At 71.9% G+C, this 13,523-nt stretch carries 7 protein-coding genes; all 7 read left to right on the top strand.

The window, feature by feature from the left end:
- Positions 1-11 precede the first annotated feature (11 nt).
- Positions 12-6,587, top strand: a complete 6,576-nt coding sequence (locus G6O68_RS01950; protein WP_165244204.1) for a type I polyketide synthase — start codon at positions 12-14, stop codon at positions 6,585-6,587.
- Between the two features lie 44 nt (positions 6,588-6,631).
- Positions 6,632-7,684 carry a 3-oxoacyl-ACP synthase III gene (locus tag G6O68_RS01955; RefSeq protein ID WP_165244633.1) on the top strand — a complete coding sequence of 351 codons (1,053 nt, stop codon included), beginning with the start codon at positions 6,632-6,634 and terminating at the stop codon, positions 7,682-7,684.
- A 5-nt stretch (positions 7,685-7,689) separates the two neighbouring features.
- Entirely contained in the window at positions 7,690-8,640 is a 951-nt protein-coding gene (locus G6O68_RS01960; protein ID WP_165244206.1) for an alpha/beta fold hydrolase, read from the top strand.
- Positions 8,624-10,336, top strand: a complete 1,713-nt coding sequence (locus G6O68_RS01965) for a fatty acid CoA ligase family protein (RefSeq protein WP_165244208.1) — start codon at positions 8,624-8,626, stop codon at positions 10,334-10,336. Before G6O68_RS01960 ends, G6O68_RS01965 begins: the two co-directional genes overlap by 17 nt.
- Positions 10,333-11,352 carry an NAD-dependent epimerase/dehydratase family protein gene (locus tag G6O68_RS01970; RefSeq protein WP_165244210.1) on the top strand — a complete coding sequence of 340 codons (1,020 nt, stop codon included), beginning with the start codon at positions 10,333-10,335 and terminating at the stop codon, positions 11,350-11,352. The genes G6O68_RS01965 and G6O68_RS01970 overlap by 4 nt, the downstream gene beginning before the upstream one ends.
- Before the next feature lie 78 nt (positions 11,353-11,430).
- Positions 11,431-12,660, top strand: a complete 1,230-nt coding sequence (locus tag G6O68_RS01975) for a Tm-1-like ATP-binding domain-containing protein (protein ID WP_165244212.1) — start codon at positions 11,431-11,433, stop codon at positions 12,658-12,660.
- 2 nt (positions 12,661-12,662) lie between these two features.
- Positions 12,663-13,520 carry a phosphoenolpyruvate hydrolase family protein gene (locus G6O68_RS01980; RefSeq protein WP_165244214.1) on the top strand — a complete coding sequence of 286 codons (858 nt, stop codon included), beginning with the start codon at positions 12,663-12,665 and terminating at the stop codon, positions 13,518-13,520.
- Positions 13,521-13,523 lie beyond the last annotated feature (3 nt).

Consider the following 13,523-nt stretch of genomic DNA (forward strand, 5'->3'; position numbering starts at 1 on the left):
CAGGAACCGGCATGTCGATCGCGATCGTGGGCCTCGACGCGGCGTTCCCGGGGGCCCGCGATCCGGACGCCTTCTGGCGGCTCGTCTCCGAGGGCCGCGACGCCTCGTCCGAGGTCCCCGCCGGCCGTTGGCTGCTCGACGCCGACCGGGCGTTCGACCCGTCCGTCGGCCGGCCCGACCGCGTCTACACCACGCGCGGCGGATTCCTGGACGACGAAGCGCTCGAGGTCGATTGCACGGGCCTCGCCGTCGACCCGGCCCTGGTCGCACGGCTCGACCCGACGTTCCGGCTGGCGTTACGCACCGCGACCCGGGCCTGGCGATCGGCGAGGACCGAAGGGCTCGACCGCTCGCGGGTCGGCGTCGTCTTCGGCCATCTCGTCCTCCCGACCGAGACCACCTCGGCCATGACCCGCGCGACGATCGGCCGGCGGATCGAGGAGTCGCTCGGCGTCGAGCCGTCGGGACCGGCCGATTTCGAGCCCCGCAACGCGTTCCCCGCCGGGGCCCCGGCGCGGCTCGTGGCCGACGCGCTGGGGCTGGGCGGGGTCGCCTACACGCTGGACGCGGCCTGCGCGTCGTCGCTCTACGCGCTCAAGCTGGCCTGCGACGAACTGACGTCGGGCCGGGCCGACGCGATGCTCGCCGGCGGCGTCTCGCGCCCCGACGCCCTGTACACCCAGATGGGCTTCTCCCAGCTTCGCGCGCTCTCGCCTCGGGGCCGATCGGCTCCGTTCGACGCCGAGGGGGACGGCCTGATCGTCGGCGAAGGGGCCGGCCTGTTCGTGCTCAAGCGTCTCGAAGACGCGATACGCCAGGGGGACGCGATCCTCGGAGTGATCCGCGGGGTCGGCGTCTCGAACGACATCGCCGGCGACCTGCTCGCCCCCAGCAGCGAGGGCCAGATCCGGGCGATGCGCGCGGCCTATGACCAGGCCGTCTGGTCGCCCGACGACGTCGACCTGATCGAATGCCACGCGACCGGCACTCCCGTCGGCGACGCCGTCGAGTTCGAGAGCCTGCGCACCCTCTGGGCCGAGCTGCCCGACGCCCCCGAGGCGGGCCGTTGCGTCCTCGGCTCGGTCAAGTCGAACGTGGGGCACACGCTGACGGCCGCCGGCGCGGCCGGGTTGCTCAAGGTGATCCTGGCGTTCCGAAATCGCACCAAGCCCCCCACCGCCAACCACCGCGCGGCCTCGCCCCGGGTCGTCCTGGAGGGGAGCCCGTTCCGCATCCTCCCGACGGCCGAGCCCTGGCCCGAGCCCGATTCCGGCCGCCCCCGACGCGCGGCGGTCAGCGGTTTCGGCTTCGGCGGGATCAACGCCCACGCCCTGATCGAGGAATGGGTAGGCGCGGGGGCCGGGACGATCGAGCCTGCCTCCGGGTCGGCCTCGGCCGTCCCGATCGCCGTGGTGGGCCTCGCGGCCCGCCATGGCCGGGAGCCCGGAGGAGATGCGTTCCAGCACCGCGTCCTGGGCCGCGTCCCGGCTTCCGAAGAAGACGACGGCGCGATCGACGCCCTGCGCCTCCGGCTGGGCCGTTTCCGCATCCCGCCGCTCGAACTGGAAGACATGCTACTCCAGCAGTCGGTCCTGCTGCAGGTCGCGGCCGACGCGATCGCCGACGCCGGCGGGCCGCCCGAACCGGGCCTCCGATCCGGGGTGATCGTCGGTCTGGGCCTCGACCCGAACACGACCAACTTTCATCTCCGCTGGTGGCTCGCGTCGCGGGCGCCCGCGTGGAACGTCGAACAGGGCTGGGGACTGTCCGAGACCGAGCTGTCAGCCTGGATCGCTGACGCGTGCGACGCGGTCCAGCCGGCGCTCACGGCCAACCGGACGATGGGCTCGCTCGGCGGCCTGGTCGCCAGCCGGGTCGCGCGGGAGTTCCGATTCGGCGGCCCCAGCTTCAGCATCTCCAGCGACGAGGGATCGGGCCTCGACGCCCTGCGCGTGGCCGCCGACTGGCTCGCCCGAGGGGAACTGGACTCGGCCGTCGTCGGCGCCGTGGATCTCGCGGCCGATCCCCGCACGACCCTAGCCGCCCGCAGGCTCGCCATCGAGGCCGGCCTGGGAGAGGACCTCGCAACCGGCGAGTGCGCCGTCGCGTTGGTGCTCAAACGTCACGCCGACGCCCTCCGCGACGGCGATCGGGTCCTCGCCGTGCTGGGCGAGCCGGCCGGCTCGCACGGTCCGGCGCTGACGATCGACGTCCCGCGCGCGGCCCTGGGATGGACCGGGGCGGCCGAAGGGCTGGCCGCGGTCGCCTCGGCCGTCCTGGCGATCGATCGGGGGATCGCCCCCCCGACCGGGCGATGGTCGGACGTCGAGGGCGAAGTCGGGTCGTCGGGCCCGCGCTCGTGGGTCCGCGACCGCGAGGACGGGCCTCGCGTCGTGTGGGTCCGCTCGCGGGGGCTCGACGAGGCGCGGCGGACGGCCGTCTTGTGGGGCGAGGGGGCCGGGGCCGAGGAGAGTGTCCGCCCGCTCGGCCCCGCTCGGCTGGCGCTCTTCCCGGTGTTCGGCGGCGACGACGCGGAGCGACGGGCGAGGCTCGGAGATCTGGCCGGATGGCTCCGCTCGCGCGGCGACCGGCCGGTGGAGGCCCTGGCCTCGGGCTGGTGGCGGGAGTTACGCGAGAAGGGAGCGAACGGGCGCGGCCTCGCCCTGATCGCCGCCGACGCAGCCTCCCTGGCTCGCGCGGTCGCCGAGGTGCGGGACGACCTGGACCGGGGCCGTTCGATCGCTCGGCCGCGAGGCGGCGGCGTCGAAGTGATCGAGCCCGCAGCAAGTTGGGACGAGCCTCCTCGGGTGGCGTTCACCTACCCGGGCCTCGGCGCGGCCTACCCGGGGATGGGGGCCGAGCTGTCGGCGACCTGGCCGGAACTGGTCCACGAACTGGAGGACCGCTTCGCGACGGTCCGCGAGCAGATCGTCCCCGAGGTCTGGTGGGACGGCCCCCAGAGCGTCCGTTGCGAGGACCACCGGCCGCCCATCCTGGGGCAGATCTCGGCCGGAGCCCTGATGACCGCGCTCTTCCTCAAGCTCGGGGTGCGGCCGAGTGCGGCGGTCGGCTACAGCCTGGGCGAGTCGGCGGCGCTCGTCGCGCTCGGCGCCTGGGCCGACCGCGATGCCATGACCCGGAGGCTCCGAGAATCGCCCCTGTTCTCGACCGAACTGGCCGGCCCCTGCCTCGCCGCGCGTCGCGTCTGGGACTTGTCGGACGAGGAGTCCGTCGACTGGGTCGCCGCGATCGTCCCGCGCTCCCGAGAGCAGGTGGAACAGGCGATCGGCGACGAAGAGCGCGTTTACGTCCTGATCCGCAACGCCGAGGACGAGGTGGTGGTCGGCGGCCGGGGCGACGCCGTGCGACGGGTCGTCGAATCCCTCCGCTGCCCGTTCCTGCCGCTGCCGACGGTCAGCACGGTCCACTGTCCGATCGGTCTCGACGTGGAGCCGGCCTACCGGGCCCTCCACGAGCTGAAGACCTCGCCCGTCCCGGACGTGACCTTCTACAGCGGCGTTTGGGGGAGCGGCTACCACCCCGATCACGGCACGGCCACCGCCGCGATCACGGCCCAGGCCTCGCGGATGATCGATTACCCGAAAGTCGTCGAGAAGGCGTATGAGCACGGCGTCCGCGTCTTCCTGGAGATGGGCCCCGGCGCGGGCTGCACGCGGCTCGTCGGCCGAATCCTCGCCGACCGGCCGCACCTGGCCGTTTCCGCCGACGAGGCCGAAGGCGACGCCCTGCGCTCCGTCCTGCGGGCCCTGGGCTCGCTGATCGCTGCCGGCGTCCCCGTCGACCTGGATTTCCTCTACGGCCGCGAGCCGGAGCCGGCCGTCCGGGCGGCGGGAGACAAGGCGCGTGAGATCGTCATCGAGCGCCGGGTCCCGCCGATCCGATACCCCGAGCCTCCGGCCCCCGCGCGGCGCCCCGAGCCCCGACGCGACCCCATTCCCGAACGCACCGCCCCCATACCCCCCCCGCAGCCGCTCCCCGCCGCGAGGCTCGCACCCGTCATGGCCCAACCGACCTTCGCGCCCCCGAGCCTCTCCCCGCTCGCACGCAGCTTTCTGGAGACCCAGCAGGCGTCGGCCGACGCGCACGGGGTCTTCCTGCGACTCTCGAACTCCTACGCCGAGGCGATGGCCCGGCAGGTGGCCGTCACGCTCGACGCGATCGGCGAAGGCGGCGGGCCCGTGGGCCTGGCGCTTGAAGCCTCCGAGCCGCCCCGAGTCGAGGAGGCCGCCCCGCCGCCGGCTCGACGGCGGCCCGACGTGGCCCTCGACCGCGACGAGTGCCTGGAGTACGCGGTCGGCTCCATCGGGGCGGTGCTCGGCCCGCGCTACGCCGAGGCCGATTCCTATCCGACGCGCGTCCGCCTGCCGGATGAGCCCTTGATGCTCGTCGACAGGATCCTGACCATCGAGGGGACGCCGTTCACGCTCGGCAGCGGCCGGGTCGTGACCGAGCACGACGTCCTGCACGACGGCTGGTACCTCGACGGCGGGCGGATCGCCCCGTGCATCGCGATCGAGTCGGGACAGGCCGACCTGTTCCTCTCGGGCTGGATGGGGATCGACCTCATCACCAAGGGCCTGGCGGTCTACCGCCTGCTCGACGCGACGGTGACGTTCCATTCGGAGCTGCCCGCGCCGGGAGAGGTCATCAACTACGACATCAAGATCACCAGCTTCTTCCGACAGGGGGAGACCCATCTCTTCCGGTTCGAGTTCGAGGGGACCGTCGACGGCCGGCCGTTGCTGACGATGCGCGACGGCTGCGCCGGCTTCTTCTCGGCGGAGGAGTTGGCCGCGGGCAAGGGGATCGTCCCCCGGCCTCTCGACGCGAAGCCCCGCCCCGGCGTCCGTCCCGACGACTGGCGCGAGCTGGCCCCGCCGGCGTCCTGCACGCTCGATCGCGCCCAGGTCGACGCGCTTCGCGCGGGCGACCTCGGCTCGGCGTTCGGCCCGCCTTTCGACCGGCTCGACCTCCCTCGGCCGCTGCCGCTGCCGGGAGGGCGGATGACCCTCGTGCATCGTGTCGAGACGCTGGAACCTAAGGGGGGCCGATTCGGCCTCGGCCTGATCCGCGCCGAGGCCGACGTCCGCCCCGACGATTGGTTCATGGTCTGCCACTTCGTGGACGACCGCGTGATGCCCGGGACGCTGATGTACGAATGCTGCCTGCACACGCTCCGCATCTTCCTGACCCGGCTGGGCTGGGTCGGCGACGCCGACCGCGTCCGCTTCGAGCCGAAGACGGGCGTCGCCAACCGGCTGCGATGCCGGGGCCAGGTGACGGAATCGACGCGGGTCGTGACCTACGAGGTGACGATCAAGGAGCTGGGCTACGACCCCGAACCGTTCGCGATCGCCGACGCCCTGATGTACGCCGACGGCAGGCCGATCGTCGAGTTCACCGACATGGGCCTCCGACTCGCGGGGACCGATCGCCGCGAGCTCGAAGCGCTCTGGGAGCAGGCCCGACCCGCGGGCGACGCGGGCCTCGTCTACGACGCGGCGCAGATCCACGCGTTCGTGGACGGCCCCCCCTCGGCCTGCTTCGGCGACCGCTACCGGCCTTTCGACGAGGATCGGTTCATCGCCCGGCTGCCGCGCCCGCCCTACCAGTTCCTCGACCGGGCTACCATCGTCCGGGGGACGCCCTGGGAGCAGCAGGAAGGGACGACGGGCGAGTTCGAGTACCTCGTGCCGCCCGACGCCTGGTACTTCGAGGCCGATCGCCAGCCCCACATGCCGTACGCCGTGCTGGCCGAGGCCGCCCTGCAGCCCTGCGGGTTCCTCTCGGCCTTCATGGGCTCCGCCCTCCTGAGCGACGAGCCGCTGAAGTACCGGAACCTCGGCGGCAAGGCCCGGCAGCATCGGGTCATCGACCGAAACACCGGCATGCTGCGCACCACGGCGCGCGTCACGAAGATCAGCCACTCGGGCGGGATGATCATCCAGCACTTCGACGTCGTCATGCGCGATCGCGATGGCGTCGTCTTCGAGTGCGAGACCTACTTCGGCTTCTTCCGCCTCGAGGCGCTGGCCAACCAGGTGGGGGTCCGCGAGGCGAAGACCTACGCCCCGTCGGCCGAGGAGGCCGCCGTCTTCGAGCCGTTCCCGACGCCCGACCGGGCGCCCTTCCCCGATCGTCGCTGGTGGATGGTGGACCGGATCACGGCGCTGACGACGGCCGGAGGGCCGCACGGGCTGGGCTTCGTGGCCGGGGAGACGGACGTGGATCCGTCGGCCTGGTTCTTCGAGGCCCATTTCCTGGACGATCCGGTATGGCCCGGTTCATTGGGCTTGGAATCGCTCCTGCAACTCCTTAAAGTCTTTGCAGAGGCGCGCTGGGCTGTCGACGCGCGCGTCGCGTTCGACTCGCCGGGCCTCGGCGCGGAGCACGGCTGGACCTACCGGGGCCAGATCACGCCCGCCAGCCGCCTCGTGACGACCCAGGCGTGGATCACCGGCGTCGACGACGCGCGCCGCCGGGTGACGGCCGACGGACTCCTCTCCGTCGACGGCAAGGTCATCTATCAGATGACCGGCTACACCCTCGACGCGCGCCCCGAGTGATCGACCCCCCTTCCAGCCCGGCGGTGACGGCCCTGATGGCATCGATGAAGTATCAGAACGTCTATGTGGAGGCCTTGGGCTACGAGGTCGCCCCGGTGGTCGTCTCGTCGGCGGAGCTGGAGGAGCGGCTCGCGCCGGTCTACGACAAGCTCCACTTGGAGGTCGGCCAGCTCGAGGCCCTCACCGGCATCGTCGAGCGTCGCTGGTGGGAGGAGGGCCACCGCGTCTCCGACGGCGCAATCGTCGCGGCCGAGCGGGCGCTGGAGGCCGCCGACCTGCCCGCCGATCAGGTCGAGGCCGTGGTCTACGGCGGCGTCTGCCGCGAGAACTACGAGCCGGCGACCGCCTGCCGCGTCGCCGCGAAGCTGGCCGTCGCGCCGGGGGCGGTCGTCCACGACCTGAGCAACGCCTGCCTCGGCGTGATCGACGGGATGATCGACGTGGCCAACCGGATCGAGCTGGGCCAGATCCGCGCCGGGCTCGTCGTGGCCTGCGAGACGGCCCGCGAGATCAACGAGGTGATGATCGGCCGGATGCTTGAGAATCCGACGATGGATTACTTCAAGGAAGCCCTGGCGACGCTCACCGGCGGGTCGGGCGCCGTGGCGGTGCTCCTGACCCACGGCTCGGTCTCGCGCTCGAAGCGGCGGCGGCTCGTGGGCGGGTCGGTCCTGGCCGCCCCCGAATTTTACGACCTCTGCCGCTGGGGCGTCGAGGAGGCCGGCTCGGCCGCGCCGGGCCTGCTCCGGGCGTTCACCTCGACCGATTCGGCGGCCGTCCTCAAGCACGGCGTCGAGTTGGGCGTGAAGACCTGGCGCGCGTTCCTCAAGAGCGTGGGGTGGGTTGAGGAGAAGGTGGACCGCATCATCAGCCATCAAGTCGGCGGGTCGCACCGCGAGCTGATCCTGAAGGCGATCGGGATGCCGCTGGACCGGGACTTCTCGACCTTCGCCTACCTCGGGAACATGGGCACCGTCTCGCTCCCCCTGACGGCCGCGATCGCCGAAGACCGCCAGGTCCTCCGCCCCGGCGACAGGACGGCGTTCCTGGGGATCGGCAGCGGGCTGAACTGCCTCATGCTGGGTCTGGAATGGTGACCGGGATGACCACCGCCTCGATCCGCAGGGGAAGTCCCGAGCTGTCCGCATTCCTCGCCGCCCACCCGGGCCGCGACTGGGAGCGCGACGGCCTCCGCCAGCACTATCTCGACGAGGGGGACGGGCCCCCGGTCGTCATGGTCCACGGCAACCCGACGTGGTCGTTCTACTACCGCCGCCTGGTCGAGGCGCTCGTCCCGACTCATCGGGCGATCGTCCCCGACCACATCGGCTGCGGGCTCTCCGACAAGCCCGACGACGAGCGCTACCGCTACACGCTGGAGAGCCGCGTCGACGACCTGGAGCGGCTGCTGGATCACCTGGGCGTTCGCGAGAACATCTCCCTTGTGCTCCACGACTGGGGGGGCATGATCGGGACCGCCTACGCCGCGAGGCACCCCGAGCGGATCGCGAAGATGGTCGTGATGAACACGGCCGGCTTCCATATGCCGCGCGACAAGACGTTCCCCTGGGCCCTCCATCTCTGCCGATCGCCCCTGGGCGCGCCTGCGGTCCGGGGCCTGAACGCATTCGTCAGGGGCACGGCCTGGATCGGCTGCAAGAACGAGCGGATGCCGCGCCCCCTCCGCGACGCCTACGCCGCCCCCTACGACGGCTGGGCCAACCGCATCGCCATCCATCGATTCGTCCAGGACATCCCCCTCCGTCCCGGCGATCGGGCTTACGACCTCGTCACGTGGGTCGAGGATCGACTCCCGCTCCTGGCCCACGTCCCGAAGTTCGTCGGCTGGGGCATGAAGGACTTCGTCTTCGACGAGCCGTTCCTGCAAGAATGGGAGCGGCGGTTCCCCGACGCCGAGGTCCACCGCTTCCCGAACGCCGGGCACTACGTCCTGGAGGACGAGGCCGACGCGCTGATCCCGATGATCCGGCGCTTCCTCGACGCACCCGCCCCGAAGCCGACCGAGAGACCAGCCGATGGACGCGAGAGTTGAGACGGAATCCGAGGCGGCCCCGCCCAACATCGCATCCCACCTGCACACCCTCGCGGCCCTCCAGCCCCACCGCGCGGCGGTCGTCGTCCCCCAGGGCCGCGGCGACGCGGGCCGGATGCGCTACGCGCATTTCACGTTCGCCCAGCTCGACCGCGACAGCGACGCCGTCGCCGCCGGGCTGATCGCCGACGGCGAGTCGCGGGGGACCCGCGCGGCCGTCATGGTCCCCCCCGGCCTGGATTTCTTCTCGCTCGTGTTCGGGCTGTTCAAGGCCGGCGTCGTCCCGGTTTTGATCGACCCCGGGATGGGGCTCAAGAGCCTGGGCCGCTGCATGGACGAGGCCGAGCCGGAGCTGTTCATCGGGATCGCCAAGGCCCTGGCCGCGCGTCGGGTGCTGGGCTGGGGGAAGCGGACGGTGCGCCGGACCCTGCTCGCGGGGCGGGGCGGACGCCTGCCGGGGTTCGCCGCGCGTTCCCTCGACGCCCTGCGCGTCAAGGGCCTCCGGGCGATCGCCGACGGCCGCGCGCCGTGGCCGGTGATGCGAGGCGTCGGCCCGGCCGAGCCGGCGGCCGTGCTGTTCACCAGCGGCAGCACCGGGCCGCCCAAAGGGGCGGTCTACACGCACCCGATCTTCGAGGCCCAGGTCGCCTGCTTCCGCGACCTCTACGGCATCGAGCCCGGCGAGATCGACCTCTGCACGTTCCCCCTGTTCGCCCTCTTCGCCCCCGCGCTCGGCATGACCTCGGTCGTCCCCCGGATGGACCCGACCCGGCCGGCGAAGGTCGATCCCGAGAGCTTGTTCGAAGCGATCGACGACTTCGGACCCACGAACCTCTTCGGCTCGCCGGCCCTGCTCAAGCGGGTCGGGCCGGCGGGCGTGGCGAAGGGGATGAAGCTGCCGACGCTGCGGCGGGTCGTCACGGCCGGCGCGCCGTCTTCTCCCCGCGTGCTGGAGACGTTCGCCCAGTTGCTTGAATCCCCCACGCAGATCTTCACGCCCTACGGCGCGACCGAGTCCCTGCCCGTCGCCTCCATCGGAAGTGACGAGATCCTGGGCGAGACCCGCCGCGCGACGGAGGAGGGCCGGGGCGTCTGCGTCGGCCTCCCCCGCGGCGTCGCGGTCCGGATCGTCCGCATCAGCGACGAACCGATCGCGACCTGGAGCGACGACCTGGAACTCCCCAGGGGCTCGATCGGCGAGGTCGTCGTCTCCGGCCCGGTCGTGACCCGCGAATACTTCGGCCGGCCCGAGGCCACGGCCCTGGCCAAGATCGCCGACCCGGCCCGAGGCACGTTCCACCACCGCATGGGGGACGTCGGCTACCTCGACGAATCCGGCCGGATCTGGTTCTGCGGCCGCAAGTCGCATCGCGTCGTCCTGGCCGACGAGACCCTCTTCACGATCTGCTGCGAGGGGGTCTTCAACGCCCACCCCGACGTCGCCCGCACGGCGCTCGTCGGGGTCGACGGCCCCTCGGGGAAGGTCCCGGTCCTCTGCGTCGAGCCGGCGCGAAAGCTCGGCCGCCGCGATCGGGCCCGGGTGCGCGACGAGTTGCTGGCCCTCGCGGCGAAGTACGACCACACCCGGAAGATCCGCACGATCCTGTTCCATCCGTCGTTCCCGGTCGACATCCGTCACAACTCGAAGATCTTCCGCGAGAAGCTGGCGGCATGGGCCGCGGGGAATGCGTCATGACTCTCGATCCCTCTCGACCGGTCCTGGTGACCGGCGGCGGCGGCTTCCTGGGCTCCGCCGTCGTGGCGATGCTCCGGGATCGCGGCCAGGCCGTCCGCACCCTCAACCGCCGCTGCTACGAGAAGCTCGACGCGCTCGGGGTCGATCAGGTGCAGGGAGACGTGGCCGAGGCCGATGTCGTCGACCGCGCCGTCGAGGGCTGCGACGCCGTCTTCCACGTCGCCGCCAAGGCGGGGCTGTGGGGCCCGAAGCACGAGTATCGCCGGTCGAACGTGGTCGGGACCCAGAACGTGGTCGCGGCCTGTCGTCGGTTCGGCGTCCGCAAGCTGATCCACACCAGCTCGCCCAGCGTCGTCTTCCACGGCACCGATTTGGAAGGGGTCGACGAGTCGGTCCCCTACCCCGATCATTACGAAGCCGCCTACCCCGAGACCAAGGCGATCGCCGAGAAGCTCGTCCTGAAGTCGAACGACGCCGGGTTGGCGACCGTCGTGCTCCGCCCCCACCTGATCTGGGGGCCGGGCGACAACAACATCCTGCCCCGGATCTACGCCCGCGCCCGGGCCAACCGCCTCTTCCGCATAGGCCGCCGGAATCCGCTCATCGACCTGACCTACATCGATAACGCGGCCGCCGCGCATCTGCTGGCCGGCGACCGGCTCGACGTGGGATCGGCGATCGCCGGCAAGGTCTACTTCATCGCCCAGGGGCAGCCGGTCCCGCTCTGGGACATGGTCGACCGTTTCCTGGAGATCGCCCACCTGCCCCACGTGCGTCGGACCGTCCCGCGCGGCCTGGCGATCGCCCTGGGGAGGACCCTGGAGGCCTTCTACCGGACGTTCCGCTTGCCCGGCGAGCCGAGGATGACTCGGTTCCTGGCCCATGAGCTTTCCACCGCCCACTGGTATAACCTCGACGCCGCCCGTCGCGACCTGGGCTACGCGCCCCACGTCGGCATCGAGGAAGGCCTGCGCCGCCTGGCGGCTTCCCTGGAAGCCCCCCCGCCCGCGTCTTGACGCGCGGCCCGGCCCCCGCCATTGTTGGTTGAACCCGAAGCGGCCGAGGCCGAACCACCACGACGAAGGGACCACGCCATGGGCCCGGCCGTCTACGCGATCGCCACGATGGACACCAAGGGGCTCGAATTGCTCCACGTCGCCGACCGCCTCCGCGCGGCGGGCGTCGTCGTCCGCACCGTGGACGTGGGGACGCTGGGCGACCCGCAGGCGCCGGCCGACGTATCGCTCCGCGAGATCGCCGGCACCCGCTCCGAATCGGAGGGGTCCGCGACCCGGACCCGGGGCGAGGCGATCTCGGCCGCCTCGAAGGCGCTCACGAGCTTCCTGGCGACGGAGCACGCGAGCGGGCGGGTCGCCGGGGTGATCGGGATCGGCGGGAGCGGGGGCACGGCGCTCATCACGCCGGCGATGCGGGCCCTGCCGATCGGACTCCCCAAGCTCATGGTCTCCACGGTCGCGAGCGGCGACGTCTCGGCCTACGTCGGCAGCAGCGACCTCTGCTTGATGTATCCGGTCGTTGACGTGGCGGGCCTCAACGTGGTCTCTCGCACGATCCTCGCCAACGCCGCGCACGCCATGGCGGGCATGGTTCGCGACGCGCAGCCGGCCCGGTCCGACCGCCCCGCGCTCGGGATGACGATGTTCGGCCTGACCACCCCCTGCGTGACCGCCGCCCGCGAGCGGCTCGAAGCCCTCGGCTACGACGCCCTCGCCTTCCACGCCACCGGGGCCGGCGGCCGGGCGATGGAGCATCTGGTCGCCTCCGGCCTGATTCGGGGCGTGCTCGACGTCACCACGACGGAGGTCGCCGACCACCTGATGGGGGGGATCTTCCCCTGCACCGAGGACCGATTCGAGGCCCAGATCGCGGCGGGCGTCCCCTGCGTGCTGAGCCTCGGGGCGCTCGACATGGTGAACTTCGGCGGGCTTGCGACCGTCCCCGAACGCTATCGCGGCCGCCTGCTCCACAGCCACAACGATCAGATCACCCTGATGCGGACGACCCCCGACGAGAACCGCCGCATGGGCGCCTGGATCGGAGCGAAGCTCAACCGCTGGCGGACGCCGGTCGCGCTCCTGATCCCGGAAGGCGGCCTCTCGGGCCTCGACGCCCCCGGCGAGGCGTTCCACGACCCGGAAGCCGACGCGTCGCTCTTCGACGCGATCGAGTCGGCCGTCGAGCCGAGTCCGGATCGGACGATCCGCCGCCTGCCGCTGCACATCAACGACCCGGAATTCGCGCGGGCGCTGGTCGAGGCGTTCGTCGAGGCGTCGGGCCGGATTCGAGGACGATCGGAGGCATGAGGATGGCCGAGTCGAGGGCGACGATCCTGGAGCGGTTTCGCAAGAAGGTGGCCGACGGCCGGCCGATCGTCGGCGGGGGGGCCGGGACGGGCCTGAGCGCCAAGTGCGAGGAGGCCGGCGGGATCGACCTGATCGTGATCTACAACTCCGGCCGGTTCCGGATGGCCGGGAGGGGGTCGCTGGCGGGCCTCATGCCCTACGGCAACGCCAACGCGATCGTGAAGGAGATGGCGCACGAGGTCCTGACCGCCGTCACGCGCACGCCGGTCGTCGCGGGCGTCTGCGGCAGCGACCCGTTCCTGCTCCTCGACCATTTCCTCGGCGAGCTGAAAGCCCTGGGGTTCGCCGGCGTCCAGAACTTCCCGACCGTCGGCCTGATCGACGGCGTGTTCCGGGCCAACCTCGAAGAGACCGGCATGGGCTTCGACCTGGAGATCGAGTGCATCCGCCGCGCCCATGAGATGGACCTGCTCACGACCCCCTACGCCTTCGACCCCGATCAGGCCCGCAGGCTGACCGAGGCCGGCGCCGACGTGATCGTGGCCCACATGGGGCTGACGACCAAGGGGACCATCGGGGCGCGGACCGCCCGCTCGCTCGACGACTGCGTGGGCGAGGTCGGCGCGATCGTCGCCGCTGCGCGCGCCGTCCGCCCGGACGTCTTCGTCCTCTGCCACGGCGGGCCGATCGCCATGCCGGACGACGCCCGCTACGTCCTCGAACGCGTGCCGGGGCTCGACGGCTTCTACGGGGCCAGCTCGATGGAGCGGCTACCCGCCGAGGAAGCCATCGCGCGGCAGACCCGCGACTTCATGAACCTCCGGCTCTATCAGGCTGCGGAAGACGAGGATCTCGCGTGAGCC

The organism is Paludisphaera soli, assembly GCF_011064595.1.
In the GTDB taxonomy this organism is placed as follows: domain Bacteria; phylum Planctomycetota; class Planctomycetia; order Isosphaerales; family Isosphaeraceae; genus Paludisphaera; species Paludisphaera soli.